Origin of the sequence: Marinobacter sp. MDS2, from assembly GCF_030718085.1 — a bacterium.
Lineage (GTDB): Bacteria > Pseudomonadota > Gammaproteobacteria > Pseudomonadales > Oleiphilaceae > Marinobacter.
In genome coordinates, this window is record NZ_JAVAJF010000001.1 from 2,086,786 (window position 1) to 2,106,981 (window position 20,196).

The window sequence follows — 20,196 nt, forward strand, 5'->3', positions numbered from 1 at the left end:
TGTGGTTTAATAACAGGTTACTGCATGTGACCCAAAGCGATAATAACGGAACCCTTGACTATGTTTATGCGCAATACCTTTCTGGCAGCCCTCGCTGCGGTTGCTGTTCTCGCCAGCCCTTTTGCGGCAGCCGATAAAACTTACACCATTCGTCTGGCGGAAACCTGGGGGCCAAACTCCGGCTTGCTTGGCGATACGCCTCGTAATATGGCCGCCATGGCCGAGAAAATGTCCAATGGCCGACTGAAGTTTCGCATCGATTCTTCGAACAAGCACAAAGCGCCTTTTGGTATCTTCGATATGGTGCGTAACGGCCAGTACGATATGGGGCATACCGCCTCGTATTACTACAAAGGCACCATTCCGAACGCCATGTATTTCACCACCACACCGTTCGGCATGATTGCGCCGGAAATGTACGCCTGGTTTTACCATGACGACGGTATGGAACTGATGCAGAAGGTGTACGAGCCGTTCGGCTTGCTGTCCTTCCCGGGCGGCAACACCAGTAACCAGATGGGCGGCTGGTTTCGGAAAGAAATCAACTCACTGGACGACCTGAAAGGTCTGAAAATCCGGACGCCCGGGTTTGCCGGCGAGGTGATGTCCGAGCTGGGTGTCGCGGTTACCAACTTGCCTCCGGGAGAGCTGTATACCTCCCTTGAGCGCGGCACCATTGATGCGGTGGAATGGGTTGGCCCGGCACTGGACCTGAGAATGGGCTTCCACCAGATTGCCGACTACTACTACTCCGGCTGGCAGGAGCCGAATGCCGAAGTTCAGTTCCTGATCAATAAGAAAACCTGGAACAAACTGCCGGAAGACCTGCAGGAAGTATTGCGAGTGGCCATGCGTACCGCGGCCTACGACATGTATATTCAAAGCACCCATGAAAGTGGTGCTGCGTGGGCTAGCATGAAAGAAGAATACCCGAACGTGACCCATAAGGTGTTTCCGCCGGAGGTGATCGAGGCGCTTCGCGAGACCACCAACCGTTTGTTGAACGAGTTTGCAGCAAAAGACGAACTGGCAAACGAAATCATTACGTCCCAGCGCGAATACCTGAAGCAGGTTCGTCCCTGGACAAACATTTCGGACAAGGCGTATTTGAACAGCGTAGCTGACCAGTAAAACCGTCCTGAAAGGCGCAAGGGGCGCGGGGTTGTGGAATACCCTGACGCCCCTTTTTGTTGGCCGGGGTTTCTGGAAAAATACGCCGCTAACTTTTAGGCGGCGGCCGATGAAACAGACACTGCTTTCTTTGAGTAAGCTTTCCAAGCAATTTGATGACCGCAAGGTCTTGGATTCGCTGGATCTTGAGATCTTTGATGGTGAGTTCATTACCTTGCTTGGCCCTTCCGGCTGTGGCAAAACCACGCTTCTGCGCATGATGGCCGGGTTTGAGCACCCGGATGAAGGCACCATCACGCTCGGTGGTCAGGACCTGACCCATACCCCTCCAGAAGCCCGTCCTCTGAATACCGTGTTCCAGAATTACGCGCTGTTTCCACACATGTCGGTGTTCGACAATGTGGCGTACGGCCTGAAAATGGAAAAACGTCCGAAGCCGGAAATCCAGCAACGGGTAGAAGAAGCCTTGGCCATGGTGCAGCTGGAGGAGTTTGCCAAGCGCAAACCGCACCAGCTTTCCGGTGGCCAGCAGCAGCGGGTTGCGATTGCCCGAGCGGTGGTCAAGCGTCCGAAAATGTTGTTGTTGGACGAACCTTTGTCCGCGCTGGATTACAAGCTGCGCCGCACCATGCAGGTGGAGCTGAAACGTTTGCAACGCGAGCTGGGCATTACGTTCGTATTCGTGACCCACGATCAGGAAGAAGCCTTGTCGATGTCTGACCGCATTGTGGTGCTGAAAGACGGTCTGATTCAGCAGTTGGGCACCCCGCGTGAAGTTTACGAACGCCCGGCAAATCTGTTTACGGCGCGTTTTGTGGGTGAAACCAACTTCTTCCCGGGCCGGGTGGATGCCCTCAACGAAGACGGCACCGTGATTGTGGATGTGTTCGGATTGAAACGACGATTCCGGAAGCCGGATTTTGCCGTGACCGAAGACCAGCCCTTGCATGTACTGCTGCGCCCGGAAGATATTCGCGTGCTGGCACCCGACGATCAGGATGGTGTGGCAGGCAAGGTTGTGGAACGTAACTACAAAGGCAGCACACTGGATTCAGTGATCCATCTGGCCGACGGCACCGAGGTGCTGGCATCGGAATTCTTCGACGAAGACGACCCGACGTTCGACTACCGTTTGGGCGAGCCGGTCCGGGTCAGCTGGGTGGACGGCTGGGAGTGGTTGCTGCCAGAGGAACCGGCGCTTGTCACCGAGGAAGACACCGTTGATGGCTAACACATTGCAGCAACCATTCAGAACCGCCGTGCTGGTGCTGGTATGGGGTTGGTTGCTGTTCCTGGTGTTCACCCCCAATTTGTTGGTGGTTGGGGCCAGCGTAATGACTCGGGATCCGGGTAATTTTATTGCCTTCCCGATCAACCTGGACGCTTACCGCCAATTGTTGAACCCGCTGTATCTGGATGTGTTTTTGCACTCCCTGTACATGGCGGCCATGACCACATTGATCTGTTTGCTGATTGGCTACCCGTTCGCCTGGTCGTTGTCCAAGGTGGCCCGCAAGCATCGGTTACTGCTGATATTTCTATTGATTGTTCCGTTCTGGACCAACTCTTTGGTGCGTACCTACGCCCTGAAGTTGATTCTGGCGACCAACGGATTGCTGAATAACGGTCTGATGGTGATGGGTATTATCGATGAGCCCATGCAGATGTTGTACACCGAGGGCGCAGTCATCATTGGCTTGGTGTACTTGTTGTTGCCGTTCATGATTTTGCCGTTATACACGGTGTTTGAGGATCTGCGCGAAGACTTCCTGCGGGCTTCTCACGACTTGGGTGCGGGCCGTTGGTCGACGTTCATCCATGTCATTGTACCTTTGACTCTGCCGGGCGTTTTGGCCGGCGTCATGTTGGTGTTGCTGCCGGCTATGGGCTTGTTCTTCGTGCCAGACGTGTTGGGTGGCTCGCGCAACTTGCTGGTGGGCAACGTGATCAAAAACCAGTTTCTGGATGCCCGAAACTGGCCCTTTGGTGCCGCGGCTAGCATTATGTTGACCTTAGCCATGGCATTTTTAATGTTTGCCCACCGGTTAAGTAAACGGCGAATCGGGGAGGACGGTGTATGAGCCGCTGGCTGCCCCGGACTTACCTGACCCTGATCTATGTGCTGCTGTATGTACCCATCGCCGTGCTGGTGGTGTTTTCGTTCAACGATTCCCGCACCGGCTACGAATGGGGAGGCCTCAGCTTTCGCTGGTATGAAGCGTTGTTCAACAACCGGGCCATGGTTCAAGCCATGTGGAATTCCCTGTGGCTGGCGCTGTCGGCGGCGACGGTTTCGACCTTGATCGGCGCGCTTACTGCACTGGCCTTGCACCGCTATCGGTTTCGGGGCAAGCAGGTGCTGAACGGCATGTTGTTTATCGTGATGATGTCGCCGGAAATCGTGCTGGCGATCTCGCTGTTGGGGTTGTTCCTGATGGTGGGGCTGCAGTTGGGTTACGTGTCCTTGCTGCTGGCCCACGTTACCTTTTGTCTGCCGTTTGTGGTCATTACCGTGATGGCGCGTTTGAGTGGTTTCGACGAGCGCCTGCCCGAGGCAGCTCGGGACTTAGGCGCCAGTGACTTTACCATGACTCGCACGGTGCTGATTCCGGTGATCATGCCGGCGCTGCTGGCGGGCTGGCTGCTCGGCTTTACCTTATCGCTGGACGATGTGGTGGTGAGCACCTTTGTCAGTGGCCCGAGTTATGAAATTTTGCCGTTGCGCATCTACTCTATGGTGCGAGTGGGCCTGAAACCGGAAGTAAATGCCCTCGGTACCTTGTTGCTGGTGTTTTCACTGGTGATGCTGATGTTATCCCAATGGATCCTGTTAAGGAGTAAACGATGAAGAAACTGGCACTGGCCACGATGCTGGCGGTTGGTTTGACCGGCTGCAGCAGTTCTGAAGAAACCCAAGTGTTGAATCTGTACAACTGGTCGGAATACATGCCGCAGGAAGTGCTGGATCGTTTCACCGAGGAAACCGGCATTCAGGTGGTGTACACCACCTATGACAGCAATGAAGCCATGTACGCGCGCCTGAAACTCCTCGACGACAGCGCCGCCTATGACTTGGCGGTGCCATCGACTTACTACGTCAGCAAAATGCGCCAGGAAGACCTTTTGATGCCTATCGATCGTAGCAAGATCGAAGGGTTCGATAATCTGTCTCCGGAATTGGTCAATCTGGATATCGATCCGGAAAACGAATACAGCGTACCGTTTTTGTGGGGCACCACCGGCCTTGGCGTAGACACCGCAGACGTTGAAGGCGAAGTGACCGCCTGGGCGGATCTGTGGGATGAGCGCTTCGAAGGCCGCATTGTGCTGACCAACGACATGCGTGAAGTGTTCCATGTTGCCTTGCGAGTGCTGGGCTATCCCGGCAACAGCACAGACCCTGAACAGATCGAGGAAGCCTACGAGAAGCTGACCGAGCTGATGCCGTCGGTTCGTACCTTCAACTCCGACGCCCCGCGCATGCCGTTTCTGGAAGGCGAAACCGACATCGGGATGATCTGGAACGGCGAAGCCGTCATGGGGCGTGACGCCTTGCCAAGCCTGGAATACGTGTATCCGGCCGAGGGCATCATCGCCTGGTTGGACAGTTTCGTGATTCCCAAGAACGCCAAGAATCCGGAAGCGGCGCACAAGTTCATCAGCTTTGTGCTGACGCCGGAAATCTCCGCGCTGATCAGTGAAGACATCGGTTATGCCACCCCGAATCTGGCGGCCCGTGATTTGCTGGATGAGTCGGTTGCCAACGATCGCGCCAGCTATCCGACCGCTGAAGACATGATCAACGCCGAGTTCCAGACCGATATCGGCGACGAAGCGTTGCAGGTTTATGCGAAGTACTGGGAAAAGCTGAAGTCTGGTCTTTAAGGCGATTTAGCGTACCGGATTGAAAAAGGGAGGCCTCGGCCTCCCTTTTTCTTGGGCAGCTTTCACATAACCGCAATATATGGTCTATAACTTCCTGATAACAAGAAGTTAGCGACGTGTCTCGCTACTAAAATTAGAGGAAGGGATGATCATGAACGCACACAAAACACGGAACGCGGCACTGCTGTGTACCTCGCTGTTGGCCGCATCGGCATCCAGCTCGTTGTTAGCGGAAGAGCTTCGGCTGATCACTTGGGGTGGCTACGCTCCAGACGAGGTTGTGGCGCAGTTTGAAGAAGAAACCGGCATCGATGTAAAGATTACCTTGTCGAACAACGAAGACATGATTTCCAAGCTACGAGCCACCGGCGGGGCCGGTTTTGATCTGGCTCAGCCAAGCCAAGACCGGATCGTGGGCGTTCAGCGTCAGTTCAATGTCTACAAACCCATCGATTACAGCCGGATCAATACCGACCAACTGCAGCCGTCCATGATCAAGGCCACTCAGGAAGCCACCGCGTTGAATGGCAAGTCCTACGGTGTGCCGGCCGTGTGGGGCACCAGCGGTTTGATTGTGCACAGCTCTGTGGCCGATACCGTCAAGGATTACACCGACCTGTGTGATCCCGCTGTGGCGGGCAAGGTGAGCTACCGGCTCAAGCGCCCAACCCTGATGGGCTTCGCCTTTGCTATGGGGATGGACCCGTTTGCGGCCTACAACGACCGTGACGAATACGCGTCGATTATGGCAAAAGTGGAAGACAAACTGATCGATTGCAAAGCCAACGTGAAGACCTACTGGACCGGCGGTGATCAGTTGTTGTCGTTGCTGCGCACGGAGGAAGTCATTGCCGCTATGGCCTGGGATGCCGGGGGCTGGAAACTGAATGCCGAGAACCCGGAGATTCAATTCGTTGCGCCGGAGTCTGGTGCTTTGGGCTGGATAGATACCTTTGCGATTCCACGTCGCAGCGAAAATGAAGAGGCGGCCTACAAGTGGATCAACTTCGTGATGCAGCCGGACATTGCCGCGAAGATTACCAACGCTTCGGGCAACTTCACGGCCTCTAAGGGCGCAGACGAATTTGTGAAGGCAGATCTGCGCGATGCTTATCGAGCCAGTTTTGATGAGCAGGCCATCACCAACATCAAATGGTACCCACCGGTGCCGCCAGGGCTGGAAGCCACCGAAGGGCAGGTGCTGGACCGTGTGCAAGCGGCGAACTGATCAGTATGGCAACACAATCCGATCTTTCCTGCGACGGGCTGGTGCGGCGCTTCGGCGCCCATGCCGCGGTCAATGACATTTCACTGGACGTGCCGGCGGGCACGTTCTTCTCCATTCTAGGGCCGTCCGGTTGTGGCAAGACGACGCTGTTGCGCCTGCTGGCGGGCTTCGATAAGCCGAACGAGGGTGATATCTATATCCGTGGGGAGCGGATGAACGATGTACCGCCCAATCGCCGGCCGGTGAATATGGTGTTTCAGCATTTGGCGTTGTTTCCCACCATGTCGGTGGGCGACAACATCGGCTACGGTTTGAAGCGGCGCAAGGTGGCCGCGGCCGAACGCCGGAAGCTCACGGCTGAGGTGCTGGAGCAGGTTGGGCTGCCCGGGCTGGAAAACCGCAATCCGATGGAGTTGTCCGGTGGCCAGCGCCAGCGGGTCGCGCTGGCTCGATGTTTGGTACTGAAGCCTACCCTGCTATTGCTGGATGAGCCGCTAGGCGCGCTCGATCTTAAGCTGCGCGAGCAAATGAAGCTGGAGCTCAAGCATCTGCAGAAACAGTTTGGCACAACCTTTGTGTACATCACCCACGATCAGTCGGAAGCCATGGTAATGTCCGATCAGGTGGCAGTGATGAGAGAGGGCCGCTTTGATCAGGTCGCGCCGCCGGAAGAGCTCTATCGGGAACCGGCAACCCCGTTCGTTGCTGGGTTTGTGGGCGATAACAATCGGCTGGCGGGAGAAGTCGTCTCAATGGCTGACAATCTGGCGAACATCCGGCTGGATAGTGGTGAAATTGTGCGTGGCCGCCTGGCCTCGAGCAAGTTGCAGCCAGGTTCACGGGCGGAGCTGTACGTGCGCCCCGAGTCTTTGGTGTTTGCCGGATCTGAACCGAATAACGATTATTCGGTGATGCAAGCCAGCGTGCAAACAACCTTGTTCGACGGCGCGAACAGTCGGGTCGAAGCTGTAAACGGCAGTAGCCCGATATACGCCCGCTTGCCCCAGGACGGTTCCGCGCCGGCCTTGACCTCAGGCAGTTCGATCAAACTGGCCTGGAATCCAGAATTGGCCCGGGTGTTCGGGGCAGATCGGTCATGAAATCGTCAGCGAGTCGCCTCTCACTCTGGTTGCTGTTAACCCCCTTCCTGTTGTGGATTGTGTTGTTGGTGTTGGTGCCGCACATACAGATGCTTCGCGTGTCGTTTCAGGTGCGCGAAAGCTGGGATACGCTGGCGTGGGGGCTGGAGCAGTACCAGAATTTCTTCACGGAATCCTATTATTGGCGAACCTTCGTTCGCACCGGTGTAATGTCGCTGTTCACCACGTTTCTAACGCTGCTGGTGGCTTTCCCCATCGCTTGGTACATCGCCAAAATGGCTCGCGGCCGTAGCAAACGCCTACTGTTTCTGGCTTGCCTGATTCCCTTCTGGGCCAGTGAGTTAGTACGTACTTACGGCTGGATGATTCTGCTGCGTGAAAGTGGTTTGTTCAGCTCGTGGCTGCAAGCGCTAGGTTGGGCCGATGGCCCGGTGGAAATGCTCTATAACGATGTCGCGGTGATTGTCGGACTGGTCTACAACGGTTTGCTGTTTATGGTGGTGCCTCTGGTGACCACCTTGGACGGTATGGACGAGAATCTGGTGGAAGCTGGCTATGATCTAGGCGGCGGCCACGCCACGGTACTACGGGAGGTTGTGGTGCCTTGGGCTATGCCCGGAATTGTTTCAGGGTGCACCGTGGTGTTCATGTTAACCCTTGGCAGCTATCTGACTCCGGTTTTGATGGGCGGTAAAGACAGTGCCTGGTTCACCGAACAGATCTTCACCCAGTTTATTACCCGCTTTAATTGGGAGCAGGGAGCCGCCCTTGGCGTTCTGTTGCTGGTGTTGTCATCGGTGATGGTATGGCTGGGGCTGAAGCTGTCTGGCCAGTCTCTGCGCAAGGTGATGGGGTGACTTTATGATTCGTTCGGTACCTCGTTCCCGCGTGTTTAATGGATTGTATCTGGCCTATCTGGTGGCTTTTTTCGTGTATTTGGCGTTGCCGTTGCTCGTAACGGCTGCCTTTGCGTTCAACGATTCCTCGTTTCCCTCCTTGCCTTGGCAAGGGTTTACGCTGGATTGGTATCTGGCGGATGGCAGCGAAGGGCGAACCGGCCTGTTCCATGATGATGGCTTGCTGAATGCATTGTGGGTCAGTACCAAAATCGCTTTCTGGGTCACGCTGGGCAGTGTTGCGTTGGGCTGCGTGAATGCCGTGTTGTTTGAGCGCTTGCAGTTTCGTGGCAAGGAATTTTTGTATTTACTGATGCTGTTGCCGCTGGTGATTCCCGGGGTGATTCTCGGGGTGTCCATCCTGGTGTTCTACAGCGGTACCGCGAACGAAGTGTCCCGGTTGTGGGGTATCGAACTGGATATCTTTCGGCCGGGCATGACGCTGGTGGTGATGGGGCAAGTGACCTTTATCACGACTTTGGCCACATTGGTGATTGGCGCACGGCTGCGAAAATTTGATCCCCAACTGGAAGAAGCTGCGCTGAACCTTGGGGCAACGCCATTGGTGGCGTGGTTCACCGTGACGCTACCTTGGCTACTACCCTCGATATTCGGAGCTGCGGCCATGGCGTTTCTGATGTCGTTCGAGAACTTCAATACCACGGTGATGCTGACCGGTAGTGACACGCCGCTTACCGTCGCGCTGTTTAACCGGCTGCGAGAGGGATCTACCCCCGTGCTTAACGCCGTCGCATTGTTCTTGATGGCGGTATCGGGCTTGTTAGCGATGCTGACGTTGCGGCAAAACCGCGAAGACTAATCCTTGCGGCATATAATGAAAACCCCGCAGCTCTCAACGGATAACTGCGGGGTTTTTCAGATCAGTGCCAGATATTGCTGTCGATCTTCTCGTGCAGCTCTGGGTAATCTTTGGATCTGAACTGCGGTACCAGGCCTTCTTTGCGCTGTGCCAGATAGTCTTTGGTCAGTTTAATCACGGTACCCGACAACAGCACAATGGCGATCAGGTTGATCACTGCCATCAGCCCCATCGAGGCATCGGCTGCGTTGAAAACTGTAACGACCGCTTCGTAGCCACCCCAAATCACCATGCCCAAAGCGGCCAGACGCAGAATGGTCAGGCCCAGCGTGTTACCGCCTTTCAGGTACACCAGCGCGTTTTCGGCGTAGGTGTAGTTGGCAACGATGGAGGTAAAGGCAAAGAACAGAATGGCCACGGCAATGAAGTAGCTGCCGAATTCACCAAGATGCACTTCCATTGCCTGCTGGGTCAGCTGAGTGCCGGTTACGCCTGAGCCAGGCTCCAGAACACCTGCCAGCAGAATCATGACTGCCGTTGCGGTGCAGACAATGATGGTATCAACGAACACGCCGAATGCCTGTACCAAGCCTTGCGACGACGGATGGTGCGGTGCAGGTGTGGCTGTGGCCGCGATGTTGGGCGCCGAGCCCATGCCGGCTTCGTTGGAGAACAAGCCGCGCTTGATGCCGTTCAGCATGGCCGCGGTGACGGAGCCAACCGCACCACCGGCTGCTTCTTCAAGGCCAAACGCACTTTTTACGATCAGCGCCAGAATGCCCGGTACTTCCGTGATGTTCATGGCCATAACCCCCAGTGCCAGTAGCACATAGGCGCCAGCCATAAACGGCACCACGAATTCAGCAAAACGAACGATTTTGCGCAGGCCACCAAAAATCACCACGCCTGCACAGGCCGCAATCACCACACCCACGCCGAGCTTGGGGGCGCCGAAGGCACCTTGCATGGCATCGGCAATGGAGTTGGCTTGAACTGCGTTGAATACCAAACCGAAGGAAATAATCAGGCAAACCGCGAAAATGGCTGCTGCCCATGGTGCTTTCAGGCCTTTGGCGATGTATACCGCCGGGCCGCCGCGGTATTGGCCCTTGCCGTCACGGACTTTGTAAAGCTGGGCCAGTGTGCTTTCCGCATAGCCGGTGGCCATACCCACCAGAGCAACCATCCACATCCAGAAAATGGCCCCAGCGCCGCCCAGATAAAGAGCGACCGCTACACCGGCAAGGTTACCGGTGCCAACGCGTGAGGCGAGGCTGGTGCACAGAGCTTGGAACGGGGAAATACCGTGAACGTCACTTTCCCGGGAACCGCGGATGGCTCGTACCATCTCTCCGAAATGACGGAACTGAAGAAAGCCGAGGCGAACGGTGAAGAAAATACCTACGGCAAGCAAACCGTAAACGAGGACGTAGCCCCAAATAATAGAGTTGAGAAAATCGACAATTGCGGTCATCGACAAGCGCCTTGTGATTTGTGAATGAAAGTTAACCTAGAGGCGCGGCAGTTTAGCACGGTGAAATTTCACGCAGCTTGCGGATATCCGTGATACCCCGACAGCAAAAAATCTGCTGCCGGGGGTGTTCAGAGCGGCGAGAAAATCGTCACACAACCAACACAGGGCATTTGGCCTGGGAGGCCACCCGATGAGAAACACTGCCCAAAAACATGCCGTCTTTGTCGCTGTTCGTGCCTTTGGTGCCAACCACAACGAGATCGGCTTCTTTGTCTTTGGCAAATTTTACAATCACCTTGGAGGGCCGCCCCGCCTTTACAAAGCCGCGAACTTTCGTGGCACCGTGCTCTTTCGCAAACTCCTTCGCGTGGTTAACCACCTCTTTGGCGTAGTCTGACAACACCTTATCCGGGATGTCCATATCATCGGGCCGACCGATGGATAGAGACGCCTCGAACAAGCTGTGATGCTTGTATACACAGAGGATGAAAATCTCAACCTCTGGCAACAGCCGTTGCAGTTCGATCGCCTTGTCCAGGGCCCGAAGCGATGTCTTGGACCCATCCACGGCCGCCAGAATTCGATTAAACATAGCAGTCTCCTGTTATTGGCCGGGTATCCGGCTTACTGCGGGTAAGCCAGATCCCTCAGGAACAACGCAATTTGCGGGAAGGCGATGATCAAGCCAGCGGCGGCCACCAGCATGAAGATAAACGGAGGGGTGCCGCGGATAACTTCAAGATAAGGCCGTTTGAAAATCGCGATCGCGGTGAAGATATCGCAACCGAAGGGCGGCGTGGCAGAGCCGATCGCCACCTGCAAGGTGATCAGAACACCCACCAGCACCGGATCAAGGCCGGTAGACTGGATCGCGGGCGCGAAAATCGGGGTGAGCACCAGAATCACCACGATCGGGTCTACAAACATACAGGCGATGAAAAACGCGACACAAATGGCGATCAGAACCCCTACCGGGCCGGCCTCGTTGACGCCAACGGATTCCAGGATGGCTTGCGGAATCTGAGCAAAGGAAATGATCCATGAAAAACCGTTTCCGACTGCAACCAGAATGAAGACCACCGCGGTGATCAGACCGGTGGATTTGGCAATACGGTAGACATCGTTAAGTTTGAGCGAGCGGAAGATCACGAATTCCAGCAGGAAAGCGTAAAGCACACACACGGCCGCCGCTTCGGTTGGGCTGAAAATACCGCCGTAAATACCACCAACAATGATGACCGGGAACATCAACGGCCAGGACGCATCCCGTACCGACAAGGCGCGCTGTTTCCAACTGGCCTTTTCTTCCGTGGGCACATTGTTCTTGTAGGCGTAAATCAGGCAGTACATCGAAAACATCAACAGAATCAGCAAACCCGGGCCAATACCGGCAATGAACAGTTCGGCAATGGAGGTTTCCGAGATAACCCCGTAGATAATCATCCCGATGCTGGGCGGGATCAGAAACGCGATGTCACTGGCGTTAACAATCAGGGCCAGAGTGAAGGAGTCGGAGTAGCCGGCTTTCAGCATCTTGGGGCGAAGGGGGGAGCCCACCGCAACCACGGTTGCCTGAGTGGAGCCGGAGACCGCGCCGAACAGGGTGCAGGAGGTGGCGGTACTGATCGCCAACCCGCCTTTTACGTGGCCAATAAACGACATGACCATGTTAATCAGCCGGTCGGCAGACTGGCCGCGAGTCATGATGTCGGCGGCCAGAATGAACATAGGTACTGCGATCAACGACGCCGGCCGGATGCCGCCCATCATCTGCTGGATGAAGGTGCCCATCTGGCCGAAGCCGTCAAACATCATTACAAAACCAACCACCGCAGCGGTGATCAGCGGAATCATCATCGGGAAGCCCAGAAGCAGCAGCCCGATCATGATGAGCATCATAATAGTTGCCATAGTATGCGTGTCCTCAACCTTCCAGGTTTATGCTGCGTTTAAACTTCCGATTCTGTGTCGGCATAACCGTCAACCACCCCTGTTGAAAGGTAAACATCCTTGCTGGTGAAGTTTTTGATGGCGGTGAGGAGGTACTGAATGCCGGTAATTGCGAAACCGATTGGTGCCCAGATATAAATCCACCAAATAGGCAAACCCAGGGCAGGTAGGATACGACCGCGGCTGTACAGAGTTTCGATGTAGCCGTAGGAGTAGTAACACAGGAAAAACATCACAGCGGAGGTGAACAGCGCGATGATGATCATCAGTACTTTCCGGCCACTGGCGGGGAACGCATCGTAGACCGCAGACATGCGAATATGGCGACCGTGCCGGGCGGCATAACCGATGCCGGCAAAGGTGATCAGAATAATGAGGATTCGGTTGATCTCGCCGGAGAAAAACAGGCCTTCTCCGAAAACAAAACGGCCAATAACGTTAATGCAGGTGTTGATGGCCATCAGGATAACGCCAGCAGCCAGCATGACTGCTTCGGTTTTGGCTATCCATTCGTCGATGGTGCCAAGTATGCCGGGTAAACCGGATTCGTAGGTGCCGGTATCGTCTTCAACAGCCTCTTGAGGATGCTCAGACATGGGTGGTGCTCCACAACTGATTGCTCCCGGCGGGCAAAGACTCCGGCGGGGCGGGTTTAAACCTTAGCCGGACAACAAAGGGTGGCCAGAGCCACCCTTTGAATCCTGCCGTTTATTCGCCTTTTACGGCTTCGAGGTCGGCTTTGAATTGTTCCAGAAGTTTCTTGCCACGTTCACCGGTCATCTCGATAAACTTCTCTTCAACCTGCGGCGCACGGGCACGGAAGGTTTCGATCTGTTCGTCGTTCAGACGAGTAACGGTGACTTCGTCACTCTTCGAGGTGATCTTTTCCAGAGCTTCGTCGGCCAGACCATCGATATGCTCGATGATTTCTTCGAAGGCATAGTCGGCGGCATCCTGAACCAGTTTCTTATCGGCATCAGACAGGCCGTTGTAGAAGTTCTGGTTCGCCATCATGGCGGTGGTGAACCAGCCGTGACCGGTGAACACCAGATTTGGTGACACCTCATACAAACCGCCGGACTCGATCCAGAAAATCGGGTTTTCCTGACCCTGGATCATGTTGGTTTGCAGTGCGCCGTAAACTTCACCCCAAGGCAGCGGGGTCGGAGTGGCGCCGAACGCAGAATAGGTTTCTGACAACAGCGGGTTGGTCATGACCCGAATTTTTTTGTTGTTCAGCTCTTCCGGAGACGTGACGGGCTCGTCAACGGTGACGACCATTTCCCCTTCAGGGTACATTTGCAGCAGTTCCAGACCCTGCTCGGAATACAGCTTGGGGAAATCCTCGTTGATCGCTTTGGATTCACGGAAGAATTCGATCACCGTATCCATGTCGGTCGGCATCAGGTAGGGGATAAAGAAAATCTGTGCTTCAGGAATCAGCGCACCGGTGAAACCCGGAGACTGGTTCACGAAGTTCAGGATGCCCGCCTGGGTCTGTTCCATGATGTCATCAGACTCACCCAGCTCGCCAAAGCGGAAGATTTGCAGCGTGTGGTCTGAGTTTTCTTCGATATATTCTTTGAATTTGTAGGCGTAGACGTCTTGAACATCACCCTCGTATTCTTCGTGGGCGTAACGCCAGTTGGCCGCATTTACTGCGTTTGCAGCAGTTAGCCCGGCAAAGGCCAATGCAGAAATACCGACCAATTTCCGGAATTTGTTCGTGCTGTTCATTGCGTGATCTCCGCTCGCTTTTTTAGTTAGTTCCTTGTTAACTTTATAAAGACTGGCAAAACAAAGCGGTTTTCGCAAGGAAATGGCCGAAATTAGAAAACATGCGAAAGCGAACGAGCGGGATCTGCAAAGCTATGATTTTAGTCTGGATTCTGCTCGGCTAAACACGTTGCCATGAAGTGGCGGAACTCGCGCGAGACCCTTTCCACACTGTTCTCAAGCCGATGGCCATCGGGCAGAACCAATGTTTCCAATTGCTGTCTGCGAGCCAGTTCGAGAACCGGCATAACCGGCACCACATCGTCGTTCCAACCGTGAATGATTTTTACGTGTTCGGCCTGGATAGTCGGGCTTGATTGTGGGTACTTCGCCAAAGCGAGCGCCGGAGCCAGCAGAAAACAACCCAGAACCGGTGAATTGGCACTGGTTTGGGCACACACCCAGCCGCCCATGCTGGAACCGGCCAGAATGGTGCGTTCCGGAGTGGCGCCGGCGGCGGCCATGGCATCCCGCATTTGTTGCAGGCGAGTTTCCGGATCTTTGGTGCTGGTGTGGTCGATCGCCTCAGCGATAACACCGGGGAATTCTTCAGCGACGGCTTTCATGGCCTGAACTTTTGTGCCTTTCGGGCCGCTTTCGAGTCCGTGTGATAGAAAAACGAAGAAACGGTTATCCGTCATTGGACAAACTCTCTGCCAGAATATTGAGTGCGTGCCGGCGCCTCTCCGGCTCGTAAATATCGATGGTAAACATCAGTTCCTCGACTTCGATATCGGACAGCAAGGCATCAAGCTGCTGGGTGATGTCGGCTGAGTTGCCGAGTACCTGTAAGCCCAGGAAGTCTTTGACACCGGCTTCTTCGGCGGCGTTCCACAAACCGTCCATAGAATCCACCGGTGGTTTCATCCACAACGGTTGTCCGCGGAACAGTGCAAGAATGCGCTGATAACTGGTGGTGGTCAGGTGTTTCGCTTCGTCCATGGAGTCCGCCGGTACGGCCGGGATCGCCAGCATGGCATAAGGTTGCTGCAACTGCTCCGAGGGCTGAAAGTTGTCGCGGTATACTCGCAGAGCTTCCCGGTACAAACGCGGGGCAAAGTGGCCAGCAAAGGCATAGGGCAGCCCTTGCATGGCGGCAAGCTGCGCACTGTACAGGCTGGAGCCCAACAGCCAGATCGGCACGTTGGTCCCGGCGCCCGGAATGGCCTTGACTCGTTGCCCGGGCTGCAATGGGCCAAGTAAGTGTTGCAGCTGCGAGACGTCTTCCGGGAACTGCTCGGCGCCAATGCCTTCCCGGCGCAGTGCTCGGGCGGTTATCTGGTCTGTGCCCGGCGCTCGGCCAAGCCCAAGATCAATGCGGCCCGGATAGAGGCATTCCAGCGTGCCGAACTGCTCGGCAATGACCAAAGGCGGATGATTGGGCAGCATAACGCCGCCAGAGCCGACTCGAATACTCTCGGTTTTGCCGGCGATGTGGCCCACCAGCACCGAGGTTGCGGAGCTGGTGATGCCTTCCATATTGTGATGTTCGGCGAGCCAGAAGCGTTTGAAACCCAGATCTTCCGCGTGTTGGGCGTAGGCAACGCTGTTCGCCAATGTGGTGGAAACGGAATCACCTTCGCGCACGGAGGCCAGCTCAAGCAGCGAATAGTCGAGTTTTTTGAACATGTTGCTCCCGGATCATGTGAAAGGTGTGACGTTGCTTTCTAACATGGCGTCGATGGGGCCGCTCTTCAAGGGCTCCACTGGAAATGGCTGGTCGAGAATCCGCTACTATATATGTATTGCGCAAGCACTTGCCCCAACGATAGTTTGAAGGTGTTCCGCGCTCATTTGTAAAGGACAGGATTGATGGTCGAGTTCACGGCAGTCGTGGTTGAGCAATTAAAGAAAAACCTTGGGGATACGCTGAGCGCCTTTGGCGGCCACGAGTATGAATGGCGTGAGGTGGGAGCGTACGTTCTCAGTCAGATGCTGATTTCGATTCTGTATTTGGCTTTGTTTCTCGGGGCCTACTTGGTGTTGATTGGGCTTATTCGGCTGGTGGTCGGTAAGCGCAATGTTGATAGCTCCGCCTTTAAACACGGGAGAAGCGGGCTAAGGTATTTGACCGGGCTGGGTGCGTTGTTGGTGATACTGGCGCAATTCGGAGCGGGCGTTGAGTTTTTGAAAGCGGTCGCGAGGGCGGGGTTGCTGGCGCTGGGCTTCTACGTGGCCTGGTTGGTTATTCGTCGCCTGACGGCCGAAACGCTGCGCCGAAACCGGTTGGATGCATCTATTCAGCAGTTGGCGGGCAATGTGTTGTCAGTGGTGATGGCGACCTTTGCGGTGGTCACTATTCTCGCGCAGTTCGGGTTTGACCTGTTGTCAATTGTCGCGGGCCTGGGGATTGTCGGTATTGCTGTGGGGTTTGCAGCCCAGTCGACGCTTTCCAACTTTATCGCCGGTATCACTTTGTTGATTGAGCGGCCGTTTCGTATTGGAGATTGGGTCACCATTAATGGCCAGGATGGCAAGGTGGTGAAGATTGCGCTGCGCACCACGTGGCTGCGGACTCGGGACAATATTTTCACCATGATTCCCAATGACAGCGTCGCTTCTTCAGAAATTGTTAACTACAGTGCCGAAGGCGCGACAAGGCTGAATATCTCGGTAGGTATTGCTTACAAAGAATCGGCCAAGGCCGCAAGAGACATCATTATGCCCGTGCTTTTAGCGCACCCGGAAGTGCTGCAATCACCGGGCATGGAACCACGGGTTGTGCTTAAAAATCTGGGCGATTCGTCGGTGGATCTGGAAGTAAAAATCTGGATTACACCGGATAACCTGGATGTGCAGCCAACCATCATGGCGGACGTGTTGGAACAGATTAAAGAAACACTGGATGAGGCTGGCATTGAAATACCCTTCCCGCATCTTCAGCTTTTTGTGGATGACGCTAAAGGCTTGAAACCCATACTTGAGCCGCTTTATCCCAATAACCGAGTGGATCGTACCGCAGAGTCCGGAGGTGATAGCGCGTGAATGAGCTGTTCTACGATGCCGCACCCAATGCTACGCGGGTTGCGCCCGCAAGGCCGGCCCCAAGAGAGTATCCCGAGAAACCCGCCGAGGTGACGCTGTTCGGAACCTGTGTGGTGGATTTGTTTTTTCCGGAAGCCGGGCTGGATGCCATCCGTTTGTTGGAACGCGAAGGTATTCGGGTGCATTTTCCACAGGCGCAATCCTGTTGCGGCCAGCCAGCCTGGACATCCGGTTATGTTAAGGAAGCGAGGGACGTTGCCCGATCTCAACTGAACGTGCTGGATAACGGCCTGCCGGTGGTGGTGCCTTCCGGGTCCTGCGCTGGCATGTTTCGCCAGCATTATCGGGACGTGTTCGCGGAGGAACCGGCAACGCTGAAGCGGGTTGATGATCTGGCTGCGCGAACGTTTGAACTGACCGAGTTTCTGCTGCATGTGTGTAAGGTTGAGTGGCGCGATTTGGGCCAGCCAACGCAGATTGCGCTGCACACGTCTTGCTCTGCACGCCGGGAAATGAACACCCATCTGCACGCGCGGGAACTGCTCGCGAAGCTGGATAAAGTCGAGCGGCTGGATCACGACCACGAAAGTGAATGCTGTGGTTTTGGTGGCACCTTTTCAGTGCGGATGCCGGAAGTGTCGGGCGCAATGGTGCTGGATAAAACCCGCGCCCTTCGGGAGTCCGGCGCGGTGGAGATGGTCACGGCCGATGGCGGTTGTCTGCTGAATATCAATGGCTCATTGGAAAAGCAGAAACAGGCGTTTCGGGGTCGGCATCTGGCCAGTTTTCTGTGGCAGCGAATCAGTGGCGAGGGCGAGCCATGAACCAGCGCATTCCCGTGACCGAACTCACCAGCAGCTTCCGGGGCCGCGCCACCGAAGCTTTGGCTGATGGCCAGTTAAGAAACAATTTCCGGGTGGCCATGGATTCGCTGATGCAAAAGCGAGCCGACGCCTTTCCCGATGAACAGGAGCGGGAAGGCCTGCGGGAGCTGGGCAATCACATCAAAGCGCGGGCTTTGTCCCGATTGCCGGATTTGCTGGAACAGCTGGAAGCCAAACTGACGGAAAACGGCGTTCACGTCCATTGGGCCGAAACCACGGAGGAGGCCAATCGAATCGTGCACGCCATCATCGAGTCGAAACAGGGCTCGCAGGTGGTGAAAGGCAAGTCCATGGTCAGCGAAGAGATGGAGATGAACGACTATCTGGCCGACCGAGACATCGAGTGCCTGGAATCCGATATGGGCGAGTACATTGTCCAGCTCGACGGCGAAAAACCGTCTCACATCATCATGCCGGCGATCCACAAGAACCGCCGACAGGTGTCTCAGCTTTTCCATAGCAAACTGGGCGTCGAAGCAACCGAAGACGTAAACGAGCTGATTCAGATTGGCCGGCGCACCCTGCGCAAAAAGTTCCTGGAAGCCGATGTGGGCGTATCGGGCGTGAATTTCGCCATCGCGGAAACCGGCACCCTGCTGCTGGTGGAAAACGAAGGCAACGGCCGCATGAGCACCACGGTTCCGCCGGTGCATGTAGCGGTGACGGGTATCGAAAAAGTAGTGGGAAACCTTCGGGATGTGGTGCCTTTGCTGTCGCTATTGACGCGCTCGGCACTGGGTCAGCCGATCACTACCTACGTCAACATGATCTCCGGCCCACGCAAAGCGGATGAGCTGGACGGCCCGGAAGAAGTGCATCTGGTGTTGCTGGATAACGGCCGAAGCGGCGCTTTTGCGGACGCCCAATTGCGCCAGACTTTGAACTGTATCCGCTGCGGTGCCTGTATGAACCATTGTCCGGTGTATACCCGAGTGGGTGGCCACACCTACGGCGAAGTGTACCCGGGGCCGATTGGCAAAATTGTCACCCCGCACATGGTGGGTTTGGATCACGTACCCGATCACCCCAGCGCGTCGTCGTTGTGCGGTGCTTGCGGCGAGGTCTGCCCGGTGAAGATCCCGATTCCGGAACTGCTTCAGCGGCTACGACAGGAGAACGTAAAAAGTCCGGACGAGCCAGCGGTTGTGCAAGGCGGTGGCGCGAAGTATTCATGGAAAGAGCGCGCCTTATGGCGAATGTGGATGGCACTGAACACTCGTCCGACTTTGTATAAGTGCTTCCTGTGGGCCGCCACCCGGCTTGGCAAGCTGACACCGAAGAACCTTGGCCCCTGGACGGAGAACCACACCGCACCGGTACCGGCACCACGGTCTTTGCACGATTTAGCAAAAGCCCATTTGAACGCCGGGCAGAATCGGGGAGAGCAACCATGAGCGCCCGCGACAACATCTTGAGCAAGCTCCGGGCTGGTCTGGAAGGCACTACACCAAGGCCTGACCAGTTCGACGAAGAGCTGGTGACTCAGCCCTGGCAGTACGCACCGGAAGACCGAATTGAACGCCTTCGCAGCCTGATGGAAGCCGTCCATACCGAGGTGCACACGCTGGCGGCGGCAAACTGGCCGGCGAAGGTGCAGGAACTATTGGAGAACCGAAGACTCGCCAACCTGTTGTACGCACCGGGTACCGGGCATGGGCAGCAGCTGGCGGAGTTTTGGGCGGAAGCCGATGCCGAGCAAAACCTGCTGGCCTACGACCGCCCGATTGAGGAATGGAAAGAAGAACTGTTCTGGCAAGTGGATGCCAGTATCACCGGCACCGCAGGCGCAATTGCGGCAACCGGCTCTTTGGTGTTGTGGCCAGACCGGCATGAGCCGCGGCTGATGAGCCTGTTACCACCGCTGCATATCGCCCTGCTAAAGGCCAGCGAGATCGAAGACAACCTGTACACCATGATGGAAAAACAGAACTGGTCGGCCGGCTTACCCACCAATCTTCTGCTGGTATCGGGGCCTTCGAAAACCGCGGATATCGAGCAGGTGTTGGCTTACGGTGCCCATGGCCCTAAAGAGTTGGTTGTCCTCATCCTTGAGGACGCCTGAGTTCA

The 20,196-nt window shown here is 55.7% G+C and carries 20 protein-coding genes; 13 read left to right on the forward strand and 7 right to left on the reverse strand.

Annotated features, from left to right (window positions below; genetic code table 11):
* The first annotated feature begins 60 nt into the window (after positions 1–60).
* From Q9245_RS09775 to Q9245_RS09815, 9 genes are all read left to right on the forward strand, one after another.
* Entirely contained in the window at positions 61–1,131 is a 1,071-nt protein-coding gene (locus Q9245_RS09775) for a TRAP transporter substrate-binding protein (RefSeq protein ID WP_305896955.1), read from the forward strand.
* A 109-nt stretch (positions 1,132–1,240) separates the two neighbouring features.
* Positions 1,241–2,362, forward strand: a complete 1,122-nt coding sequence (gene potA / locus Q9245_RS09780) for a spermidine/putrescine ABC transporter ATP-binding protein PotA (RefSeq protein WP_305896956.1) — start codon at positions 1,241–1,243, stop codon at positions 2,360–2,362.
* The gene (potB, locus tag Q9245_RS09785) at positions 2,355–3,212 is read left to right on the forward strand and encodes a spermidine/putrescine ABC transporter permease PotB (protein ID WP_305896957.1); all 858 of its coding nucleotides are present in this window, start codon (positions 2,355–2,357) and stop codon (positions 3,210–3,212) included. Before potA ends, potB begins: the two co-directional genes overlap by 8 nt.
* A complete protein-coding gene (gene potC / locus Q9245_RS09790) occupies positions 3,209–3,979 on the forward strand; it encodes a spermidine/putrescine ABC transporter permease PotC (protein ID WP_305896958.1) in 771 nt (256 codons plus the stop codon). The genes potB and potC overlap by 4 nt, the downstream gene beginning before the upstream one ends.
* Positions 3,976–5,016: an extracellular solute-binding protein gene (locus Q9245_RS09795; protein WP_305896959.1), complete on the forward strand. Its 1,041-nt coding sequence runs from the start codon at positions 3,976–3,978 to the stop codon at positions 5,014–5,016. Before potC ends, Q9245_RS09795 begins: the two co-directional genes overlap by 4 nt.
* A gap of 151 nt (positions 5,017–5,167) precedes the next feature.
* Positions 5,168–6,244 carry an extracellular solute-binding protein gene (locus tag Q9245_RS09800; RefSeq protein WP_305896960.1) on the forward strand — a complete coding sequence of 359 codons (1,077 nt, stop codon included), beginning with the start codon at positions 5,168–5,170 and terminating at the stop codon, positions 6,242–6,244.
* A 5-nt stretch (positions 6,245–6,249) separates the two neighbouring features.
* Positions 6,250–7,344, forward strand: coding sequence for an ABC transporter ATP-binding protein (locus tag Q9245_RS09805; RefSeq protein ID WP_305896961.1), 1,095 nt, complete (start codon positions 6,250–6,252; stop codon positions 7,342–7,344).
* Positions 7,341–8,201 carry an ABC transporter permease gene (locus Q9245_RS09810; protein ID WP_305896962.1) on the forward strand — a complete coding sequence of 287 codons (861 nt, stop codon included), beginning with the start codon at positions 7,341–7,343 and terminating at the stop codon, positions 8,199–8,201. The genes Q9245_RS09805 and Q9245_RS09810 overlap by 4 nt, the downstream gene beginning before the upstream one ends.
* Before the next feature lie 4 nt (positions 8,202–8,205).
* The gene (locus Q9245_RS09815; RefSeq protein ID WP_305896963.1) at positions 8,206–9,060 is read left to right on the forward strand and encodes an ABC transporter permease; all 855 of its coding nucleotides are present in this window, start codon (positions 8,206–8,208) and stop codon (positions 9,058–9,060) included.
* Between the two features lie 61 nt (positions 9,061–9,121).
* Here the strand turns inward: Q9245_RS09815 and Q9245_RS09820 are convergent, their stop codons facing one another.
* The 7 genes from Q9245_RS09820 to Q9245_RS09850 all read right to left on the reverse strand — a co-directional run bounded on the left by Q9245_RS09820 (position 9,122) and on the right by Q9245_RS09850 (position 15,889).
* Positions 9,122–10,534, reverse strand: coding sequence for a sodium:alanine symporter family protein (locus Q9245_RS09820; RefSeq protein WP_305896964.1), 1,413 nt, complete (start codon positions 10,532–10,534; stop codon positions 9,122–9,124).
* Positions 10,535–10,682: 148 nt separating this feature from the next.
* The gene (locus tag Q9245_RS09825) at positions 10,683–11,126 is read right to left on the reverse strand and encodes a universal stress protein (protein ID WP_305896965.1); all 444 of its coding nucleotides are present in this window, start codon (positions 11,124–11,126) and stop codon (positions 10,683–10,685) included.
* 32 nt (positions 11,127–11,158) lie between these two features.
* The gene (locus Q9245_RS09830) at positions 11,159–12,445 is read right to left on the reverse strand and encodes a TRAP transporter large permease (protein ID WP_305896966.1); all 1,287 of its coding nucleotides are present in this window, start codon (positions 12,443–12,445) and stop codon (positions 11,159–11,161) included.
* 38 nt (positions 12,446–12,483) lie between these two features.
* Positions 12,484–13,080 (reverse strand): TRAP transporter small permease, encoded by a 597-nt coding sequence (locus tag Q9245_RS09835; protein ID WP_305896967.1) that lies wholly within the window; start codon positions 13,078–13,080, stop codon positions 12,484–12,486.
* Between the two features lie 112 nt (positions 13,081–13,192).
* Positions 13,193–14,221 carry a TRAP transporter substrate-binding protein DctP gene (gene dctP / locus Q9245_RS09840; protein WP_305896968.1) on the reverse strand — a complete coding sequence of 343 codons (1,029 nt, stop codon included), beginning with the start codon at positions 14,219–14,221 and terminating at the stop codon, positions 13,193–13,195.
* Between the two features lie 140 nt (positions 14,222–14,361).
* Positions 14,362–14,901, reverse strand: coding sequence for a YqiA/YcfP family alpha/beta fold hydrolase (locus tag Q9245_RS09845; protein WP_305896969.1), 540 nt, complete (start codon positions 14,899–14,901; stop codon positions 14,362–14,364).
* On the reverse strand, positions 14,891–15,889 hold the full coding sequence (locus Q9245_RS09850) for an LLM class flavin-dependent oxidoreductase (RefSeq protein WP_305896970.1): 999 nt from the start codon (positions 15,887–15,889) through the stop codon (positions 14,891–14,893). Before Q9245_RS09850 ends, Q9245_RS09845 begins: the two co-directional genes overlap by 11 nt.
* Positions 15,890–16,072: 183 nt before the next feature.
* On the opposite strand from Q9245_RS09850, the gene Q9245_RS09855 reads away from it, so the two are divergent.
* The 4 genes from Q9245_RS09855 to Q9245_RS09870 are packed head-to-tail and all read left to right on the forward strand — an operon-like array spanning position 16,073 to position 20,191.
* Complete coding sequence (locus tag Q9245_RS09855; RefSeq protein WP_305896971.1) at positions 16,073–17,245, forward strand: mechanosensitive ion channel family protein; 1,173 nt, start codon at positions 16,073–16,075, stop codon at positions 17,243–17,245.
* A complete protein-coding gene (locus tag Q9245_RS09860) occupies positions 17,242–18,069 on the forward strand; it encodes a (Fe-S)-binding protein (RefSeq protein ID WP_305896972.1) in 828 nt (275 codons plus the stop codon). Before Q9245_RS09855 ends, Q9245_RS09860 begins: the two co-directional genes overlap by 4 nt.
* The gene (locus Q9245_RS09865) at positions 18,066–19,523 is read left to right on the forward strand and encodes a LutB/LldF family L-lactate oxidation iron-sulfur protein (protein WP_305896973.1); all 1,458 of its coding nucleotides are present in this window, start codon (positions 18,066–18,068) and stop codon (positions 19,521–19,523) included. Before Q9245_RS09860 ends, Q9245_RS09865 begins: the two co-directional genes overlap by 4 nt.
* On the forward strand, positions 19,520–20,191 hold the full coding sequence (locus Q9245_RS09870) for a lactate utilization protein C (RefSeq protein WP_305896974.1): 672 nt from the start codon (positions 19,520–19,522) through the stop codon (positions 20,189–20,191). The genes Q9245_RS09865 and Q9245_RS09870 overlap by 4 nt, the downstream gene beginning before the upstream one ends.
* Positions 20,192–20,196: the final 5 nt, after the last annotated feature.

Bases quoted from the DNA above. Each gene is read 5' to 3' on its own strand.
- Q9245_RS09775 (WP_305896955.1), top strand. From the start codon at position 61: ATGTTTATGCGCAATACCTTTCTGGCAGCCCTCGCTGCGGTTGCTGTT.
- potA (WP_305896956.1), top strand. From the start codon at position 1,241: ATGAAACAGACACTGCTTTCTTTGAGTAAGCTTTCCAAGCAATTTGAT.
- potB (WP_305896957.1), top strand. From the start codon at position 2,355: ATGGCTAACACATTGCAGCAACCATTCAGAACCGCCGTGCTGGTGCTG.
- potC (WP_305896958.1), top strand. From the start codon at position 3,209: ATGAGCCGCTGGCTGCCCCGGACTTACCTGACCCTGATCTATGTGCTG.
- Q9245_RS09795 (WP_305896959.1), top strand. From the start codon at position 3,976: ATGAAGAAACTGGCACTGGCCACGATGCTGGCGGTTGGTTTGACCGGC.
- Q9245_RS09800 (WP_305896960.1), top strand. From the start codon at position 5,168: ATGAACGCACACAAAACACGGAACGCGGCACTGCTGTGTACCTCGCTG.
- Q9245_RS09805 (WP_305896961.1), top strand. From the start codon at position 6,250: ATGGCAACACAATCCGATCTTTCCTGCGACGGGCTGGTGCGGCGCTTC.
- Q9245_RS09810 (WP_305896962.1), top strand. From the start codon at position 7,341: ATGAAATCGTCAGCGAGTCGCCTCTCACTCTGGTTGCTGTTAACCCCC.
- Q9245_RS09815 (WP_305896963.1), top strand. From the start codon at position 8,206: ATGATTCGTTCGGTACCTCGTTCCCGCGTGTTTAATGGATTGTATCTG.
- Q9245_RS09820 (WP_305896964.1), bottom strand. From the start codon at position 10,534: ATGACCGCAATTGTCGATTTTCTCAACTCTATTATTTGGGGCTACGTC.
- Q9245_RS09825 (WP_305896965.1), bottom strand. From the start codon at position 11,126: ATGTTTAATCGAATTCTGGCGGCCGTGGATGGGTCCAAGACATCGCTT.
- Q9245_RS09830 (WP_305896966.1), bottom strand. From the start codon at position 12,445: ATGGCAACTATTATGATGCTCATCATGATCGGGCTGCTGCTTCTGGGC.
- Q9245_RS09835 (WP_305896967.1), bottom strand. From the start codon at position 13,080: ATGTCTGAGCATCCTCAAGAGGCTGTTGAAGACGATACCGGCACCTAC.
- dctP (WP_305896968.1), bottom strand. From the start codon at position 14,221: ATGAACAGCACGAACAAATTCCGGAAATTGGTCGGTATTTCTGCATTG.
- Q9245_RS09845 (WP_305896969.1), bottom strand. From the start codon at position 14,901: ATGACGGATAACCGTTTCTTCGTTTTTCTATCACACGGACTCGAAAGC.
- Q9245_RS09850 (WP_305896970.1), bottom strand. From the start codon at position 15,889: ATGTTCAAAAAACTCGACTATTCGCTGCTTGAGCTGGCCTCCGTGCGC.
- Q9245_RS09855 (WP_305896971.1), top strand. From the start codon at position 16,073: ATGGTCGAGTTCACGGCAGTCGTGGTTGAGCAATTAAAGAAAAACCTT.
- Q9245_RS09865 (WP_305896973.1), top strand. From the start codon at position 18,066: ATGAACCAGCGCATTCCCGTGACCGAACTCACCAGCAGCTTCCGGGGC.
- Q9245_RS09870 (WP_305896974.1), top strand. From the start codon at position 19,520: ATGAGCGCCCGCGACAACATCTTGAGCAAGCTCCGGGCTGGTCTGGAA.